General features: G+C 57.5%; 14 protein-coding genes. 7 read left to right on the forward strand and 7 right to left on the reverse strand.

Annotated elements, in window-relative coordinates; genetic code table 11:
- Positions 1-59: 59 nt before the first annotated feature.
- On the reverse strand, positions 60-2,690 hold the full coding sequence (locus tag MJ257_RS03800; RefSeq protein WP_240267982.1) for a cation-translocating P-type ATPase: 2,631 nt from the start codon (positions 2,688-2,690) through the stop codon (positions 60-62).
- 185 nt (positions 2,691-2,875) lie between these two features.
- Between MJ257_RS03800 and MJ257_RS03805 the strand changes: the two genes are divergently transcribed.
- A complete protein-coding gene (locus MJ257_RS03805; protein WP_240267983.1) occupies positions 2,876-4,978 on the forward strand; it encodes a methyl-accepting chemotaxis protein in 2,103 nt (700 codons plus the stop codon).
- Between the two features lie 149 nt (positions 4,979-5,127).
- The gene (gene udk / locus MJ257_RS03810; RefSeq protein WP_240267984.1) at positions 5,128-5,751 is read left to right on the forward strand and encodes a uridine kinase; all 624 of its coding nucleotides are present in this window, start codon (positions 5,128-5,130) and stop codon (positions 5,749-5,751) included.
- 388 nt (positions 5,752-6,139) lie between these two features.
- On the opposite strand, the gene MJ257_RS03815 is transcribed toward udk, so the two are convergent.
- The 5 genes from MJ257_RS03815 to MJ257_RS03835 form a co-directional block, all read right to left on the reverse strand.
- Positions 6,140-6,751, reverse strand: a complete 612-nt coding sequence (locus MJ257_RS03815) for a DUF2812 domain-containing protein (protein ID WP_240267985.1) — start codon at positions 6,749-6,751, stop codon at positions 6,140-6,142.
- A gap of 15 nt (positions 6,752-6,766) precedes the next feature.
- Positions 6,767-7,084 carry a PadR family transcriptional regulator gene (locus MJ257_RS03820; RefSeq protein WP_240267986.1) on the reverse strand — a complete coding sequence of 106 codons (318 nt, stop codon included), beginning with the start codon at positions 7,082-7,084 and terminating at the stop codon, positions 6,767-6,769.
- 111 nt (positions 7,085-7,195) lie between these two features.
- Entirely contained in the window at positions 7,196-8,305 is a 1,110-nt protein-coding gene (locus tag MJ257_RS03825) for a GerAB/ArcD/ProY family transporter (protein ID WP_240267987.1), read from the reverse strand.
- Between the two features lie 18 nt (positions 8,306-8,323).
- Positions 8,324-9,424: a Ger(x)C family spore germination protein gene (locus tag MJ257_RS03830; RefSeq protein WP_240267988.1), complete on the reverse strand. Its 1,101-nt coding sequence runs from the start codon at positions 9,422-9,424 to the stop codon at positions 8,324-8,326.
- Positions 9,414-10,910, reverse strand: a complete 1,497-nt coding sequence (locus MJ257_RS03835; protein ID WP_240267989.1) for a spore germination protein — start codon at positions 10,908-10,910, stop codon at positions 9,414-9,416. Before MJ257_RS03835 ends, MJ257_RS03830 begins: the two co-directional genes overlap by 11 nt.
- Before the next feature lie 180 nt (positions 10,911-11,090).
- Between MJ257_RS03835 and MJ257_RS03840 the strand changes: the two genes are divergently transcribed.
- The 3 genes from MJ257_RS03840 to MJ257_RS03850 all read left to right on the forward strand — a co-directional run bounded on the left by MJ257_RS03840 (position 11,091) and on the right by MJ257_RS03850 (position 15,457).
- Positions 11,091-12,845 carry an ABC transporter ATP-binding protein gene (locus tag MJ257_RS03840; RefSeq protein WP_240267990.1) on the forward strand — a complete coding sequence of 585 codons (1,755 nt, stop codon included), beginning with the start codon at positions 11,091-11,093 and terminating at the stop codon, positions 12,843-12,845.
- The gene (locus tag MJ257_RS03845; RefSeq protein WP_240267991.1) at positions 12,835-14,670 is read left to right on the forward strand and encodes an ABC transporter ATP-binding protein; all 1,836 of its coding nucleotides are present in this window, start codon (positions 12,835-12,837) and stop codon (positions 14,668-14,670) included. Before MJ257_RS03840 ends, MJ257_RS03845 begins: the two co-directional genes overlap by 11 nt.
- 103 nt (positions 14,671-14,773) lie before the next feature.
- Entirely contained in the window at positions 14,774-15,457 is a 684-nt protein-coding gene (locus tag MJ257_RS03850; RefSeq protein ID WP_240267992.1) for an SGNH/GDSL hydrolase family protein, read from the forward strand.
- Positions 15,458-15,514: 57 nt separating this feature from the next.
- Here MJ257_RS03850 and MJ257_RS03855 read toward each other — a convergent pair whose 3' ends face one another.
- Positions 15,515-15,727: a DUF378 domain-containing protein gene (locus MJ257_RS03855; RefSeq protein WP_178023627.1), complete on the reverse strand. Its 213-nt coding sequence runs from the start codon at positions 15,725-15,727 to the stop codon at positions 15,515-15,517.
- Between the two features lie 195 nt (positions 15,728-15,922).
- Here MJ257_RS03855 and MJ257_RS03860 point away from each other — a divergent pair, with 195 nt between their 5' ends.
- Positions 15,923-16,537: a hypothetical protein gene (locus MJ257_RS03860; RefSeq protein ID WP_240267993.1), complete on the forward strand. Its 615-nt coding sequence runs from the start codon at positions 15,923-15,925 to the stop codon at positions 16,535-16,537.
- 126 nt (positions 16,538-16,663) lie between these two features.
- Entirely contained in the window at positions 16,664-17,653 is a 990-nt protein-coding gene (locus MJ257_RS03865; protein ID WP_240267994.1) for a dimethylarginine dimethylaminohydrolase family protein, read from the forward strand.
- Positions 17,654-17,661: the final 8 nt, after the last annotated feature.

A 17,661-nucleotide genomic window follows, 5' to 3' on the forward strand; every position in this document is an offset into this window, starting at 1 on the left:
AGGAGGGGAATTCAAAATTCTCCTGTCTTCTAGCAAAATTCTCATATTTATCGCCTCTGCTACGCCTTTTCCGTTTTCCCGGCCCGCATGAAGATCTTGCCGACTTCATTCAGGAGCAACGGGATCAACGCCAATAGGATCACGAGCCCCCAGTCGGCCAAGCTGAGATTTTGCACTTTAAACGCCGCGGCCAGGAACGGAATGGAGATGGAAAGAAACTGCAGCAGCAATCCGGCTACGACCGCTCCGACCAGCAGCAGGTTGGAGAACAAGCCGACCGTAAAGATCGACTTGGTCGAGCTGCGCTTCGAGAACGAGTAAAACAGCTGCGAAGCCGCCAGCACCACGAAAGCCATCGTCCGCGCATAGGTCATCACATCCTCGGGTATGTCGGCAGAACGCAACCCATACCCATGTTCGCGAAGCCCCACGTAAAAGGCAACCAGCGTCAGCGCACCGATCAACAATCCGCCCAGCACCGCCTGCATTGCCGCTCCCCCGGCGAAAAAGCTCTCCTTCGGATCGCGCGGTTTACGTTTCATCACGTCCTTCTCGCCGGGATCCACCCCGAGCGCAATGGCCGGCAGCGTGTCGGTGACCAGGTTGATCCAGAGGATCTGGGTCGCCAGGAGCGGCAAAGGCCAGAAGAACAGAATCGAAGCGAGGATCGCCACGATCTCCCCGAAATTGCAAGCGAGCAGGAACGTCACCGTCTTGCGAATATTGGAATAGATATTCCGTCCTTCCCGGATCGCCTGGACGATCGTCGTAAAGTTGTCGTCCGTCAGGATCATGTCGCTGGCGCCCTTCGACACATCGGTGCCGGTAATCCCCATCGCCACGCCAATGTCCGCCGTCTTAAGCGAGGGCGCGTCATTGACGCCGTCCCCGGTCATCGAAACGATGTTGCCCTTCGCCTTGAAGGCCTTGACGATCTTCACCTTATGCTCCGGCGATACGCGGGCGAACACGCGGATGTTGTTAATTTTCTGGGCAAAAGCCTCGTCCGAAAGCTCGTCAATCTCCGCCCCGGTCATGCTCTGCTCCAGGGAGTTGGCGATCTCCAGTTCCTTGGCGATCGCTACGGCGGTGTTCCGATGGTCGCCCGTAATCATCACCGGCGTGATCCCGGCCCGCTTCGCTTCGCGGATCGAATCCTTCACCTCGATCCGCGGCGGATCGATCATGCCGACGAAGCCAAGGATCGTCAAATCCTGCTCCATTTCCTCCGGCGGCAGGATGCGGTCCGTATCCTTGTAAGCGGCCCCGAGCACGCGGAGCGCATCGTCCGACATCACTTCGGCCGCCTCGATGTAGCGCTGTTTCAGTTCCTCGGTCAGCGGCACGACCTCCCCGTTCACTACGGCGGAAGTCGAAATCCGCAGCAACTGGTCGATCGCCCCTTTGGTATGAACGCGATACCCCTCCCGTGTTTGGTTGAGCGTGGACATCAGCTTACGGTCCGAATCGAAAGGCTTCTCGGAGATCCGTTTGTATTCGACCTCCAGCGATTTTTTGAGCAGGTCATGTTGCTCGCCGTAGGCAACAAGGGCAATTTCCGTCGGGTCGCCGGTGCCCTGGCCGTTCTCGTAAGTGGCGTCGGAGCAGAGCACGAACGTCTTGAGCATTTCGATCGGCGCCTCGTCTCCCAGCGGCTGCGCGGTAAAATGCTGGACGACCGTCATTTTGTTCTGGGTCAGGGTTCCGGTCTTGTCGGAGCAGATGATGTTGACCGAACCCAGCGTTTCAACGGCCGGCAACTTCTTCACGATGGCGTTGACGCGGGACATCCGGGTTACGCCAAGCGCGAGGACGATCGCCACGATCGCCGGCAGCCCCTCCGGGATGGCCGCGACCGCAAGGCTGATCGCGGTCAGGAACAGCTCGAACAGATCCCGTCCCTGGATCAAGCCGATCACGAAAATCACGACGCAAATCCCGATGGCGATATACCCGAGCATTTTGCCGAGCTCTTCGAGCTTTTTTTGCAACGGGGTCAACTCATGCGTATCTTCGTCCAAAATTTTGGCGATTTTGCCCATTTCGGTGTTCATGGCCGTCCCGACGACGACCCCCTCGCCGCGCCCGTAGGTCACGAGCGTGGACATGAACGCCATGTTGCTTTGGTCCCCGATCGGGGTTTGAACCTCCTCGTGCACGTCGTCCGCGTTTTTGTCCGAGGGCACGGATTCCCCGGTCAGCGCGGATTCCTCGATTTGCAGGTTCGCGCTATCGAGCAGCCGCAGGTCGGCCGGGATGAAGCGTCCGGCATCCAAAATCACGATATCGCCCGGAACGATCTCCCCGGAATCGATCTCCTTCACATCGCCGTCGCGCCGCACCAGCGATTTGGGCGTCGTCATTTGCTGCAGCGCCTCGATGGCTTTCTCCGCTTTCTGCTCCTGGATGACCCCGATGATCGCATTCAACAGGACAACGGCCAGGATGATGACGGCATCCATGTATTCTCCGACGATGAGCGTGACGACTGCGGCGCCGAGCAGGACGTAGATCAGCATATCCTTGAGCTGGGCGAAAAATAGCGACCACACGCTAGGCTTCGGCTTGCCCTTGATTTGGTTCGGCCCGTACTGGGACAGCCTTTTTCCGGCTTCTCCCGAGGAGAGCCCGGCTGCGGGGTCCACCTGCAATTCCTGCAGAACGGCCTCCCGGGTTTTGGTATGCCACATGCGGCAGCACCTCTTTACTCAAATTTGGCAGGCAATGACTTACCATTATTGTAAACCACATCCACGGAAAATTATGATGCAATCTTCCTTATAGTAAGAAGTTTGGCCAGCCTATTCAAATCACGGCGAATTATGTCGATATTTGTAGAAACATCTTACATCATAGATTGGGGAGATCCATTGAAATGTTTCGCAAACTCTCATTAGCTGTCAAATTCATGACGACCGCCGGCTTGGTCGTGGTCATTTCCTTGACCCTTCTGCTTCTCGTCAACCTGGGCCAGTCCATGGATACCAGCATGGCCAAAGGCGAATTGGAAGCCGAATTGGCCGGCAAACAATACGAAGCCGATTTCGAAAGAATGTTTATCGGCCTCAAGGTTTCTTCGGAAAGCCTGGCCAAGATGATGGTCGAGACCGGCAAGGAAGGCGATCTGTCCCGGGAAGAAGCCGTAACCCTGCTGGAGAAGGAATTGCTGAGTCACCCCGAGGTCTACGGAATCGGCATGTTGTGGGAGCCAAACGCCTTTGACGGCGCCGACGTAAAGAACGCAAACCAGGCGGCCTACAACGACGCGAGCGGACGGTTTCTCCCTTACCTCTATAAAGAAGGGGATCAGGCGAAGCTGGCGCCCCTGGCGGATTACGGATCTCCCGACGAGCACGAGGAGTACCAAATCACGAAATCCACCGGAAAAGCGGCCTACCTCGAGCCATATACCGATGAGATCGGAGGGCATCCTGTACAAATGATGACAGCAGCCTATCCGATACTCGATGCGTCGGGTGCTTTTCTCGGCGTTATCAAAGTGGACGTGCTGATGGATTATTTGCAAACGGCAGCAGCAAAATACACCCCGCTTGGCGGTTACGTCGCCTTGGTGACGGAAAACGGACTTTATGCGGCCAACCCGCATGATCCCGAGTCGGTCCTCCAGCCGTACGGCGATAATCCGGAAAAAGAAGCGCTGTGGCAGCAAGTGAAAAGCGGGGCAACGCTGAAGGGCTACACCCTGAACTCCGCGGGCCGAGAGGTCCTTCGGTCATTCGAACCGGTAACCATGCCGGGGAGCGATCATGTCTGGTATACGCAGACGGCCGTAGACAAAGATGTCATTCTGAAAGATTTCACCCAGGCAAGAACGACTTCGATCGCCATGTCCGTAGGTGCGTTGGTCGTGCTTGCGGCGATTCTCGGCTTGCTGGTTTGGCGCATGGTCATTCTTCTTTTACGCCTGTTGACGGGGAAGCTGCAGCTCATGGCAGGCGGCGACCTCACGCAGAAGCTGCAAGTTCGAAGCGGCGACGAGTTTGGAAAAATGGCCGGTCATTTCAATGAAATGACCGAGAAGCTGCGCGACATGTTCCAGCTTGTTGCCGATCTATCCATGTCCGTCGGGGCGACGTCCCAGCAATTGACCGCCAGCGCCGAACAGACCGGCAAAGCTGCCGAGACGATCGCCGCCTCGATCAGCCGCGTCGCCCAGGGTGCCCAGGACCAAAACGGTTATGCTGCCGAGTCATCGCAAGCCGTGTCCGAAATGTCCATGGGCGTGCGGCGCATTGCCGACTCCTCCTCCGCAATCTCGGTGTCCGCGAGCGAAGTCACGTCAAGAACGAAGGAGAGCAGCGTCCAACTGGAACGGGCGGTGTCCGACATGAAGGAGCTTCAGGCGGCGACCGAAGCCACCGCCTCCTCCATCGTGCGCTTGGAAGAGCGGTCCACGGCGATCGGCGGCATGATCGAACTCATCGCCAATATCAGCACGCAAACGAACCTGCTCGCGCTGAATGCGGCGATCGAGGCCTCCCGCGTCGGCGAGCACGGACGCGGCTTCGCCGTCGTTGCCGGAGAGATCCGCAAGCTGGCCGATCAGACCAAGCAAGCCGCCGAGCAGGTTACGGAGCTGGTGGAACAAGTGCGCACCGATACCAGCGTGGCGGCGGATTCCATGGCCAAAGGCAGCGACCAGGTCGAACGGGGCGTGAAAAGCGTGACCGACAGCAACGCGATGCTGTCGCTCGTTCTGGCTGAAATCAGCAACGTCAACGACCAGTTGCAAGAAGTCTCCGCCGCGGCCGAGCAGATGACCGCAAGCACGGATCAAGTCTCCGCTAGCGTGGTGCAGTTGGCCGACATCGCTTCGGAATCGTCCGCGGAGGCGCAAAGCGTCGCCGCGGCTTCCGAGGAGCAGCTCGCCTCCATGGAGGAAATCTCCGCTTCCAGCGAAGCGCTGAGCAACATGGTGCAGGAGCTGCTGGACAAGTTGTCCCAATTTAAAATCTGATCGGTTCGATATCTTGCCATAAAATCGCCATAATATGAAGGCACCCGTTTAGGCCGCAACAAGATGAAAAAATGCCCGGGCTATGCTACAATACTGAAATGTTAAACGGGAACGTTTAGAGGGATGTACTTAGGAGGGTATTCAATTTCATGTTAATCATAGGTATCGCCGGCGGCACCGGGTCCGGGAAAACGACGGTCGCCCGTTCGGTTATCGGCCAGCTGGACACGGATAAAGTCACGTTCATCTCGCAGGACAACTACTATAAAGACCAGTCGCATCTCAGCATGTCCGAACGGGAGAAAACGAACTACGACCATCCCTTCGCCTTTGACAACGAGCTGATGGTGGAGCATCTTACCCAACTTAAGAACGGACAAGCCGCCTATGCGCCGGTGTACGATTTTACGATCCACACCCGTTCCGAGAAGACGGTGAAGCTGCTGCCGAACAACATCATTATCGTTGAGGGACTGTTCGTCCTGTATGACGAAAAGCTGCGGGAGATGCTGGACATCAAGGTGTTCGTGGACACGGACTCCGACGTACGGATCCTCCGGCGCGTGCTGCGCGACATGGAGGAACGCGGCCGTTCGATCCATTCGATTCATCAACAGTACCTTGCAACGGTCAAGCCGATGCATGAAGCGTTTATTGAGCCGTCCAAAAAATACGCCGACCTCATTATCCCCGAAGGCGGGCATAACGAAGTCGGCATCCAAATGCTGACCATCCTGACGGAGAAGCACTTAACCGGCGGGTTCAAAGCCTAGAAGGACGGGTCCTGCGCGGATGTGCGGGAAAGATGCGCGGAGGCATACGCTTGGCTGCGTCGCACGCCATGATGCGCTGGGGCATACGCTTGGCTGCGTCGCACGCCATGATGCTGGGCGGCGGTTCACCGAACCAACGCCTCGTGCAAGCCCCCCTCCCCCTGTACGTCGTGAAATTACTGCAAAAATGCAGTAATTTATCAACGCAATGGCCTTCCGACTCAAAATAACTGCAAAAATACAGTTATTTAGGCCAGAGTTGGCCCAATCCGGAATAATCCGAAGAAATACCTGCACTTTTGCAGGTATTTCTTTAGTTTATCGAGTTTCCCCGAAAAAGCCTGCATTTTTGCAGGTTTTTTGTTTTATTGCCCCACACAGCCTACTCCTACGATTTCGCCTGCCGGTACCGGCTTTTGGCCAAGGCCGAGAAGATGAAATAGAGCCCGATCAGCAGCGGGAACAACAACCAAGCGAAGCCGCGCCCCAACGCAAACGGCGTTTCGAACAGAAACGCCTGCCAAAACGAAACGCCCGTTTTCTCCCAGAGACCCGGGGTGTAATATAAAGCCTTCGGATGGGTGAACGCTGCGGCATCCACCAATCCCGTCGAGACCATGGCCACAAAAATCGGAATATAGCAGCAGGCGAGCGAGAACCACATTCGGGACAAGCGTTGGTAGCGCCCCGCCCGGGAATCGGCGTCCGAGAAAATATCATCGCTGACGGTCTCGTCAACCTTGCGGAAATACTGCGACCCGGACGACTTACTGCCGGCCACGTGCTTCCAGCCGCTGTCCTCGAACAAGGCCAGGTAGTCTTCGAAATCCGCCCGGCTTTTAAACTGACGGAAGTCGATTTTAATCACCGCATCCTCCGGTTCGGCCCGTTCAAAGGCATAGGCGACCGACTTCCCTACCAGCGCGAATCCCCGCTTGGCCATCTCGTTCAGCCATTGCTCCTCTTTTTCAAAACCGATGAAAAATTTAATTTGCCGCATGCCGTTGCCTCCTCCTTAATCCCAAGACATGACGTCCCGGGTGACGTTCCTCATCTGGTTCATCCGCTCGTAATCCAGCCTTAGAATCTCCCTCCCCCGGGTCGTCATCGCGTATACCTTGCGGCGGCTGTCCGCCGTAGCTACGGGTTCAATCCACTTCAGCTTCACCAGATTGTCGATCGCCCCGTACAACGTGCCGGCCGCCATCCTTACCTGCCCGTGGCTGAGCTCCTCCACCTTCTGCAGGATCAGGTAGCCGTGCGCCGGCTCCGCCAACGCGAGCAAAATGTAATATACCGTTTCCGTTAAGGGCAAATGTTTGTCCCTGCTCATCGGTTTCGTCCCTCCTCCCAAGGTGGTCCTAAATATATCGTTCAACTGTATAGTTTAACTATATATAGTTTTACTGTATATTGCAACAAAAAAATCCGCCCGGCTCCGTCGTCAATTGCTCCGGGCCGAGCGGCTTTGTTTTACCCACTGTCTGCCTATGGCAATAAGGAGCAGCAGCGGAAGGTAGCCGAATGTCAGGGTACTGCCGACCAGCGAGATGACATTTTCCATCCGCTCGATACTCACGGGAGTCCGCAGCGAGAGCACCATCCCGATGATCACGAGCAGGGTCGTCCCCAGCGCCCATCTCCTCGAGAACTTCAGCGTTTGGTTCAAAATGCGGACCGCCGCCCAGATCGAAACGCAGCATATCGGGAAAATAACGAGCAGCCAATTGAAGATGTAAATATAGTCAAAACGCTCCAGGAAAGCAAAACGGATGATTTTGGAGAGAATCAATGTCGGCCAGAGGGTATGCCGTAATTGCCGCATATTGAAATAACCGAGGGTGGTCACCAGTATAATCAGGTAGAGCAAGGTCGTATGAGCAACCGCGAGATGGGCCCACTTCTGTGCCTTTGCGTTATTTTTGATAAACGGATAATAGAACAAGAGAAACTCGGGCCCCAAAAAGACGTAAACGGATTTGGCAGCCGACCTGGCGTAATCGCCCAGACCGTGGCTCCATAGGGGAAGAAAATTCAGCCAATGAGCGAATTTCAAGGGAAAATACAAGGACGGCAGGACCATACTGGGGATGACGACGCACAGGAGGCAGATGCCGGCGACAACGCGAAACCCTCCGGATACGATATACCCGGCCACCGCCAGAATAATCAACGAAATTTGCCAGAGCGGCGCGTCGGGAAATACCCAGACGTGAATGATTTCCGCATACGGTCGGACCTGCCCCGTGCACATCAGGACGCAATAGAAAAACAGAATCACGGATAATCCGGAACCGACGACCGGTCCAAACAGCTCGCGGTGGAGGGAAAGGATATCTCCGCCTTCGGCCATTCGCAGCAAGCGGTACAACATCAAAATCACCAAATGCATGCAAGCGCCGACAAACAGGACGGATACCCAGGCATCCTGCTCTGCGCCGTCCGCAATCTTTTGCTGAAAATTAAGCATGCCTATCCCCGTCTGGACCCCATGAACCAGAAACCAGGTGATATACCCCGAGACTTGGTTGCTTTCCTTGACGGTACCGTCCATCGCCTTCCCCGCCTTCTGCTAGTTTCCGATCCCCGATTCTTTCAGGGTGATATGGGTATGCACCTCGAAGCGCATCTTCGGATAATCCCTCTTATAAAAAGCTTCCTCGTCCCATGACCGGCCATGCGCCCGGACGAAATCGCCCACGCCAAGCGGATCCACCCCCTTGTTGCGCAGCTTGTTCAGCAGCTTCACCGAACCGGCATCGATTTGCCGCTCCAGCCGGCTCACGGTATCTTCGTAAGGCTGCCGGTCGCGGAGATTCATTCCGGCCGGCGGCTCCTTCAACATACCTTCCAGCCGGAGATCGACGGATATTTTCAATACGCCGCCTTCCCGGGACAACCGCAATACCGGCATCCCCTTGAATACGTTAAAGGCGGCCATCCGATTCCCCGGCTCCGCGGAGACGGTGACGGGAAGAATTCCGCCCGTTCCCCGGCCTTTCAACATCTTGAAAAGCAGCGTCTCTTTAGCGCCAAGCACCAATTTGAGCCGATCCTCGCGAAACACGGCGAGGCCCGTAAGTTCGATTTTGTCATCGCCGTTTTGGCTCAAATAAGGGGCAAACGGATCCCTTCCCTCCCCGTAGTAATTGAACAGGAAGATGTGCAGGTTGTTTAGCGGCACGTTATCGGAAATGACGTTTTGTTCGACCAAATGATAGGGCAACAGCTCCCGACTTTGGCCCTCCAGGCTCCGGAATAACCGTTCGGGCGATTGCTCCGATACCGCCACGATCATGCTGGTGCTGATCAACGGATTCCGGCAGAAGGTATGGAGGAAATGGGCAACCCCCTGTTCGGCCATTCGCCGGTCAAAGACGAGCAAGCGCAGTTTCCCTAAGTGGATCGGATGGGGCGACTGCATGTTCATTTGGCTAAGTAAAAGCTCCATGTTCTCGCCTTTTCCCTGAAGGGGCATAATCCGCTCGTTCTTCATCGGGTCCAGATACAATCCGACCGCCTGATATTCCCCTTGTTCCCGATTCACGCCAAGTACAGCTAGAATCTTGGTGTTGTCGACGATTCGGGTTTGGCTGCAGCCCGCCACCATCAACGCCAGAACGAGGATACCGGCAACGATTGGTAACCGGTACGGATGACGTTTATTCCACATCGCCATCCTCCTTCCGGGAACGCGGATGGTAACGAAATGCCGACAGGGGCCGAAGGAACAGGCTGCGATGGAATGAATACTGGTAGGAAGCCCGAATGATGCTGTCGTCCAGGTTCCCCTTCCGGAACGGAAATAGCGGCACAAAATAAGGCATCCCCAGCGATTTTAGGCGGATCAGATGACCCATGAGCACGAGGAAACCCGCCGTGATCCCAAGCCCGCCCCAAAAGGCCGCCAACAAGACGAACGGAAAGCGCAGCAGCCGAATCGTATTCGCCATTTTAAAAATCGGGGTCGTAAAAGAAGCCAATGCCGAAAGAGCCACGATTATCAACAAAATGTTACTGGTCAGCGCCGCTTGAACCGAGGCTTCTCCGATCACGATACCGCCGACGATCCCGAGGGTCTGGCCGATTTTGGACGGCAAACGCGCTCCCGCTTCCCTAAGCAAATCGATGGTGATCTCCAAAAAGATGACCTCCACCACCGGGGGAAACGGTACGTGAATGCGCGATTCGATCAACGGCCCCAGCATGCTTTCGGGAATGATTTCGTAATGAAACGTCATGACCGCCACGTAAATCGGCGTGGCAAAGATGGAGAACATGACGCTCAGCAGGCGGATAAAGCGAAAGAAGGACCCCAATACCCAGGGCAAGTAATAATCCTCCGGCGACACGAAAAACCCCAGAAAGTTGGCTGGGGCCGCCATCGCGTAAGGAGATCCATTGGAAAAAACGGCGACCTGACCGGAGGTAATCGCATAGGTGATTCGGTCAATCCGTTCCGAAGACAGGAACAGCGGAAACAAGGTGTTCGAGTTGTCCGCTAGAATCTCCTCCAGTTGGGAGGTATCGTACAACACCTCGATATCAAAGTTCTGGAGACGTTGTTTCATGGTCTGAACATACTCCAGATTGGTGACATTCTCCAGGTAGACGATGGCCACTTTCGTCTTGGAATGCGAACCGATCGTCAGGGTTTCAATGATCAACTCGGGTGTCGGAAGCTTTGCCCGCAACAAATGCAGATTCGTATCCAGGTTCTCCACGAACCCGGCTTTGGGCCCCACCACGCTGAATTCGTTCTCCGTATCGTTGCTCTGCCGTTGCCCCATTTGGCCGTTATCCAAATTCGCCAGAATATAGGCATCTTCCGCCGAACCCAACCGAAGCAGGACGAACCCCTCCATGATTTTTGCGACGGCTTCTTTCTCCGCGTTCGTTAGCGTCACCTCGGCAAAAGGCAGAATGCCCCTGAGGTCTTCCGGACGCCGGAGCCGGTCCCGATGCTTTTGAAGGGCCGGCAACAGGAAATGCGTCACTTTCTCCTCGGCTACCAGGGAGCGGTAGAACGCGATCCGGAGGAAGCCGGCATCCTCCTCATAGGGGGAGAACTCTTGAAAATCGCTGGATTTCCGGGCCAGATCCAGGGTCAAGTGCTCCCCGTCCGGCCGCCTCTTTTCGCCGGGATGGTCCACAAACATCTCCCTCGATTTCAATGATTTTCCTTTAAGGTTCCGCGGGATAACGGGTTTTATGCAACCACCTAACGTGTCCGCAGGTTTGATGGATCGGACGATTCGCAGTATGATAAAAAAGTTGAGACTGGAAATAGGAGGATGGAGAGAACCGGCAAACTTTTCTGAGAGAGGACGGGATGCCCGATGCGGGGAAAAACCTTGCTGCTTGACCACATCAAGTCGCATTTGCCGCTATACTTGACGGCCGTGTTGTGCCTGACGGCCGCCAACGTGACGTATTCGTATTTTCCGAAGGTATTGGGGGATTTCACGGATAACCTCCAGCAGGGCGGGCTAACGAGAAGCGGCGTAGGCCGATACGCGCTGACTCTGGCTGCCATCGCCGTCGTCTACGGCCTGTGTTTCGGAATCGGGCAATATATGAACCATCGCCTGGGGCGGATGTTCGAATTTCGCGCCCGGGGCCAGTTGTTTCGGCATTTTACCCAATTAAGCGAAGCGTTCTTCTCGAAACACGGGATCGGCAAGCTGCTCAGCTACGTGATGAATGACGTCACCGGCGTACGGGAGTCGATCGCGAACGGGCTGAACCAATTAACCAATGCGTCGGTGTTGTTGATCTCCGTCATTACGATGATGACGGTCAGCGATATTCCGGCGCTTTTGATCGTGGTTTGCGTTGCGCCGCTGCTCGCCATCCCGTGGATCGTAAGCGCCTTCGGCCCTAAAATCCGCGACAACTCGCGGAAGGTGCAGGAGTCGTTAGCGGCGATGACCGAAGCGGCGGAGGAGCAGTTTGAAGGCATCAAAGTGACGAAAAGCTTCGCGACCGAGGAGATCGCCCGAGCCCGGTTCGGGCAAACGGTCGACCGCATCCTGGGCAGCCAGCTGTCGCTGGTGCGCATGAGTTCGCTGTTCCAGGTGTTGCTGCCGTTTACCGGCGCGGTATCGATGGCCGTGGCCATCGCCTACGGCGGCCTGCTCGTCGCGCGCGGCGAGCTGTCGCTTGGCAGTTTCGTCGCCTTGACGTTGTACCTGCGGATGATCATGAACCCGCTAAGGCTGATCGGCAACGTCATCAACTTCATGCAGCGGGCACGGGCTTCGCTGGACCGGCTGAATCACCTGCTGTCCGTGAAGCCGGACATTCGCGACGAGAACGAGGCCCTGCCGATGCCGGAGGATCCGCAAAGCCTTAGCATCGACATCCGCGGATTGACGTTCACCTATCCGGACGCCGCGCGCGAGTCGCTGCAGGACATTCATCTCCGGCTGAACCCTGGAGAAACGCTGGGCGTGGTGGGCCGGACCGGCAGCGGCAAAACCACGCTCGTCAAGCTGCTGCTGCGGGTGTACGATCCGCCCCGCGGCACGGTCTTCATCGGCGGATGCGACGTCCGAAGCCTGACGCTGGAGAGCCTGCGCACCCGCATCGCTTACGTGCCGCAGGACGGCTTCCTGTTCAGCACGACGATCGGCGACAACATCGCCTTCTTCGACCGGACGTCCGAGCTGAACGCGATCGAGGAGGCCGCCCGGTTGGCCGATCTCTACGATAACGTCGCCGGCTTCCCGAAACGGTTCGACACCGAGCTCGGCGAACGCGGCCTGACGTTGTCCGGCGGGCAACGCCAGCGGACCAGCCTGGCCCGGGGTCTGATCAAGGACGCCCCCATCCTGCTGCTGGACGACAGCGTCAGTGCGGTCGACGCCATGACGGAGACGCGAATCCTCTCCCATCTGCGCGAAGCCCGCAAGGGAAAGACGACGCTCATTATCGCCCACCGCATCAGCGCGGTGAAACACGCCGACCGCATTCTCGTGCTGGATGACGGGCGGATCGCCGAGCAGGGAACACATGCGCAGTTGCTGCAAGCCGGGGGCTTGTACGCAAGCCTCCATCACCTCCAGGAAGGAGGCGACAGCGATGTCGTCTAACCCGGAAACCGCCGACACCCGCAAGAAATACGAGGTCACCCCGGAGCAGCGGAGGAAGGCGTTCGCGGCCTTGCTCTCCTATGCCAAACCTCACCGGAAGGCTTTTCTCGCCGTATTCGGCTTTGCGTTCCTGGCCATTTCCGCCGACTTGCTGCAGCCTTTCCTGATCAAATACGCCATCGACGAGAAGGTGCTGTTCGGCGCACACGGTCCGAGCATCCTGCTTGGCCTGGCTTTGGCTTACCTCGCGCTCGAGGCGGTCAGCGGCGTCTTCTCCTATTGGCAAGCGAACCTGCTGCAGCGGGCCGGGCAGAGCATCGTCGCCTCGCTGCGCAAGGACCTGTTTAAGCAGATCACGAGGCAGTCGATGTCCTTCTTCGACCGCAACTCGGCCGGTGGCCTCGTCACGAACGAGTCGAGCGACACGGAGACGATCAACCAGTTTTTTACCCAGGTGCTGCTCAGCCTGGTACGCGACGGATTATCGCTCATCCTGGTCGTCGTATTCATGTTTGCGCTGGACGTCAGGCTGGCCACATACTGCTTGATTCTCTTTCCGATCATTACCGTGATCGCCGTCGCCTTCCGCAAGTATTTGCGCACCAGCTACCAGCGGGCCCGCTCCCTGCTGTCCCGGCTCATCGCGTTTACCGCCGAGAATCTGAGCGGTATGAGCCTGATCCAGTCGTTCCATCAGGAGGGAGAGCAGTCCTCCCGCTTCGGTGAACGGAATACCGCGTATTTGCGGGCCAATCTGCGGGAAGTGCGGGCGACCGTCTTGTTCAACCGGTCCTTCGATATCCTCGGCAATTTGTCGGTGGCCTTCGTGGTTTGGATCGGCGGCTTCGCGGTACTGGGCGAGCGTATCGAGTTCGGCGTACTGTATGCCTTTATCAGCTATATCCGCCAATTCTTCCAGCCGATCAACCAGATCACCCAGCAGTGGAACACGCTGCAATCGACGATCGTGTCGGTGGATCGGCTGTGGCGGATCTTCGCCTCCGAGCCGGAGGTGAAAGACCCTGCGCCGGAGGAAGCCCAAGCGTTGCCGGCCCACGGGGTGCGCGGGCGGATCGATTTCAACCGCATCCGCTTCTCGTACACGGACGGGCAGGAAGTGCTGCACGGCCTTGACCTCCACGTGCGGGAAGGCGAGTTTATCGGCATCGTCGGCACGACCGGCGCAGGCAAGAGCTCCCTGGTGAACCTGCTGACGCGGTTCTATGACGTGGACGACGGCAGCGTCGAAATCGACGGCACGGACATCCGCCGCCTGCCGCAGACCTCGCTGCATCGCCTCGTCGGACTGGTGCAGCAGGACCCGTTCCTGTTCGCCGGGTCCATCATCGACAACGTCCGCCTCTTCCGCGAAGACATCCCCCGCGAGGAAGTGATCCGGGCCTGCCGGCGCATCGGCGCCGACCCCATGATCGCGCGGCTGAAGGACGGCTACGACACCCGGCTGTCCAACCGGGGCAGCGGGCTGTCCGCCGGGGAGCGGCAGCTGATCTCCTTCGCGCGCATCTTGGCCTTCCGGCCGAAGATCCTCATTCTCGACGAGGCGACGGCCAACCTCGATTCGCAGACGGAGCAGCTGATCCAGAACGCGCTGAACGTGGTGTCCGCCGGCCGGACGACGCTCGTCATCGCCCACCGGCTGTCCACCGTCCAGCACGCCGACCGCATCCTCGTCATCCAGGACGGGCGCATCGCCGAGCAGGGCAAGCACGACGCGCTGCTCGCCCGCGGCGGCTACTATGCGGAGCTGGTGCGCCACTCGCGGCAAGGCCGCATGGAGCTGCCCCATCTGGCGCAGCGCCGTTGATCCGAACCTAAGGGCTGGCCCGTTCAATCGGGCCGGCCCTCTTTTGGATAAACCGCACCTCCCCGCCTCGTTCGCAATACTATGGTTGTAAAGTCTATCTTGGGTGGGTGACCTGCAGATGATTTACACCGCGCTTGGGGATTCCATTACATTTGGCGACAACGCTTCCTCGCCAAAGCTGGCGTATCCTCATTTGGCCGTAACGGCTTATCATCGTTCGAACCCCCGTACGATCAAGGGTTATGTGTTGGCCCGGTCCGGCTGGACCAGCAGCAACCTGCTGGATGCTGTGCTGTGGCAGGGCTCGGAAATGATTAAACGCTCCTCCGTCGTATCGGTCTGGATCGGCGGCGTCGATTTGGCAAATGCGGCGATTACTCCGCTCGTGCAAGGCGGGCCGTTTCCGAATATGGAGCTGCTCGTGCAGTTCCGCCGGAATCTGAGCGCCATCCTGGGGCATATCCGGCAGACCAGTTCGGCCCGGATCGTATGCTGCACGCAATACAATCCGTTCCCGAGCAGCTCGATTGCGGTCGATTGGATCGGCCGGCTGAACCAGACGACCCAAGGCATCGCCGCCGTGTACGGCGCCAAAGTCGCACCGGCGCACAAATGGTTTGAAGGCAAGCAGGCGGAGCTGATCGACGGTTACCGGGAAGGCCAGCTGGAGGACATTCTCGGCGGCAAGCTGCCGATTCATCCGAACGACCGGGGCCATCGGGCTATCGCGAACGGGCTTGCGCCTTATCTTTTTCCCAAAACGAACGTTTCTTCGAAAAAAAAATAGCCGGGACGCATTCGCATCCCGGGATTCCTGCTTACCCCCACAAACTTCTTCTCCGGCTTATCTGGCGACTTCGTCTTCCGTGACGTCGTTGAAGAACTTAAACGCGTAGATGGCGCAAATGCCGACGATGGTATAGATCACCCGTGACAAGGTTGCGTCTTGCCCGCCGAAAATGCTCGCCACCAAGTCGTATTGAAAGAGCCCTATCAACAGCCAGTTTAACCCGCCCACAATCAGTAAGGTGAGCGCTACAACGTTCAATGTTTTCATTCCGGGCCAACTCCTCGGTCGAAAATTTGTATTCATTAGTTAAATTTCCAAGTTGCCCAAATTTTATGCAGGTGCCGGCAAATATCACGAATCGGCCAAAAACTAAGGAACAAGCACAGGCAGCACGCTCAAATCCGAGTAAGATATATCGAGCAAAACGTCTATCGAAAAAACAAACACTGAGGTGATCCTTGCATGGCAAGTTCGGCAAACATTCGCAATCGCGCGAAACAGCTGAAAGGCCAGCCGGTTCGCGTTGTTTTGCACGACGGGTCTTCTTATATCGGATGGATCGCCGGGCTGGATCCGAACGGCCTGTTCCTCTCCGTGCCCCCGCGCGGCAAGAAGAAATCGAAGAAAAAGACGGCAGCCCGCAGCAAAAAGGCTCGGGTATCGGCCTTCCAGCCGCTATTCGGCGGCGGCTACCCGGGAAATCCTGGCTCACCTGGTTCAGGCACCGGCATCCGTCCGGGAGGCGGCTGGGGCTATGGCGGCGGGCTAGGGGGAGGTTACGGCTCCTTTGGCGGATATCCCGGAAGACCCGGACCCGGAGCGTATGGCTTCACGGGTGGCCCGGGGCCGGGGAGACCGGGGTACATCGGCTTTGGCGGCGGAAGCGGGGGTTCTGCCGGTTCCGGGGGGCCGCAGGAGCAGAGCCCGGAGGGCGAATCCCCGGTAAGGCCCCGACGGGCCGGCCTCTTCGGGATGGTGCAAAAAGTGCAGAAATACATGCCTTTGATGAAGATGGGCTACAACGCCATCAAATCGATCATCCCCCTGTTTAACGGCATCAAAGCTTTGATGGTCTAACCGCGGGCAGCCGTCTCCTTGGACGGCTGCCTGTTTTGTCCGCGGGTCCATATGGGCAGGATGGAATTATGAACGATCCTAGGCGATGATCCCGAACCCTCAAGTTTTGAAAGGAGTACCCGCACCATGTCGTCCTCATATCCTTATTTGTCGCGAAAACTGGTTCGTGAGCCGTTTCATGATCCGGACCTGCTGGAGGCCATCTGGAAGTACCGTTGGGGAACGGACAATCCCATCGGTCCGATTCGTCTGGTGCTGATGCACGCGCCGGGAGAAGAGGTGCTGCAGTTGCATGATTCCGCCGGCGTAATCGAGTCCGGCCCCGTCCTGCTTCAGCATATCCGCGGGAGGCTTAGCAAGAACAACGGCACCGCCGCTCCCAAGCTCAAGCGACTGCAAGCGCAGCACCAAGCTCTGGCAACCGCCCTGGAGAAGGAGGGCGTTCGTATCCTGTGGCTGGACAAGCCGGACAAGCTCTGGCCGGAAACAATGTATACCCGCGATTTGGGGATGGTTATTCCCGGCGGCGTGATTTTGTCCCGTCTCGCGCTGTACGTCCGGTATGGGGAAACCGCGATGGCCGCCCGCACGCTCGGCGCCGCCGGCGTACCGATCCTCGGCATGATCCAAGGCAGCGGCTTTGCCGAAGGCGGCAGCTTTACCATGCTGGATCGGCAAACGGCGGTCCTTGGCCGTTCGGAACGGGTGAATCCCGAAGGAATCGCGCAGGTGCGCCATATTCTATCGTTACAGCAGATCGACCTGATCGTCATCGACCTGCCCGCCTCGATCATTCACCTGGACGAAGCGTTCCTGCTGGTCGACCGCCGCAAGGCACTAGTGAATATCGCGCTGCTGCCGTACTGGTTCCTGGACGAGCTGCATCAACGCGGTTTCGAGCTGCTGCACGTCGATCCCCGCGATCCGACGTTAACCATCAACGGCTTGGCCCTGGCCCCGGGGAAAGTCCTGTTCTCCGCGGATGGGAAGCACACGATCGATCTGCTCTCCAGCCAAGGCGTTCAGGTCATTCCCGTCGAAATCTCCGAGATCGCCAAAATGGGCGGCGGCATCCATTGCTGTACCCTGCCGTTGATTCGAGAACCGCTGCTATGAACCGGGGG

The sequence above is a fragment of the Paenibacillus timonensis genome, assembly GCF_022427145.1.
Classification (GTDB): Bacteria; Bacillota; Bacilli; order Paenibacillales; family Paenibacillaceae; genus Fontibacillus; species Fontibacillus timonensis.

What these genes read in the sequence shown, in the direction of transcription:
- MJ257_RS03815 (WP_240267985.1), bottom strand. Translation starts at nt 6,751, where the DNA reads ATGCGGCAAATTAAATTTTTCATCGGTTTTGAAAAAGAGGAGCAATGG.
- udk (WP_240267984.1), top strand. Translation starts at nt 5,128, where the DNA reads ATGTTAATCATAGGTATCGCCGGCGGCACCGGGTCCGGGAAAACGACG.
- MJ257_RS03820 (WP_240267986.1), bottom strand. Translation starts at nt 7,084, where the DNA reads ATGAGCAGGGACAAACATTTGCCCTTAACGGAAACGGTATATTACATT.
- MJ257_RS03825 (WP_240267987.1), bottom strand. Translation starts at nt 8,305, where the DNA reads ATGGACGGTACCGTCAAGGAAAGCAACCAAGTCTCGGGGTATATCACC.
- MJ257_RS03835 (WP_240267989.1), bottom strand. Translation starts at nt 10,910, where the DNA reads ATGTTTGTGGACCATCCCGGCGAAAAGAGGCGGCCGGACGGGGAGCAC.
- MJ257_RS03840 (WP_240267990.1), top strand. Translation starts at nt 11,091, where the DNA reads ATGCGGGGAAAAACCTTGCTGCTTGACCACATCAAGTCGCATTTGCCG.
- MJ257_RS03860 (WP_240267993.1), top strand. Translation starts at nt 15,923, where the DNA reads ATGGCAAGTTCGGCAAACATTCGCAATCGCGCGAAACAGCTGAAAGGC.
- MJ257_RS03855 (WP_178023627.1), bottom strand. Translation starts at nt 15,727, where the DNA reads ATGAAAACATTGAACGTTGTAGCGCTCACCTTACTGATTGTGGGCGGG.
- MJ257_RS03805 (WP_240267983.1), top strand. Translation starts at nt 2,876, where the DNA reads ATGTTTCGCAAACTCTCATTAGCTGTCAAATTCATGACGACCGCCGGC.
- MJ257_RS03830 (WP_240267988.1), bottom strand. Translation starts at nt 9,424, where the DNA reads ATGTGGAATAAACGTCATCCGTACCGGTTACCAATCGTTGCCGGTATC.
- MJ257_RS03865 (WP_240267994.1), top strand. Translation starts at nt 16,664, where the DNA reads ATGTCGTCCTCATATCCTTATTTGTCGCGAAAACTGGTTCGTGAGCCG.
- MJ257_RS03800 (WP_240267982.1), bottom strand. Translation starts at nt 2,690, where the DNA reads ATGTGGCATACCAAAACCCGGGAGGCCGTTCTGCAGGAATTGCAGGTG.
- MJ257_RS03845 (WP_240267991.1), top strand. Translation starts at nt 12,835, where the DNA reads ATGTCGTCTAACCCGGAAACCGCCGACACCCGCAAGAAATACGAGGTC.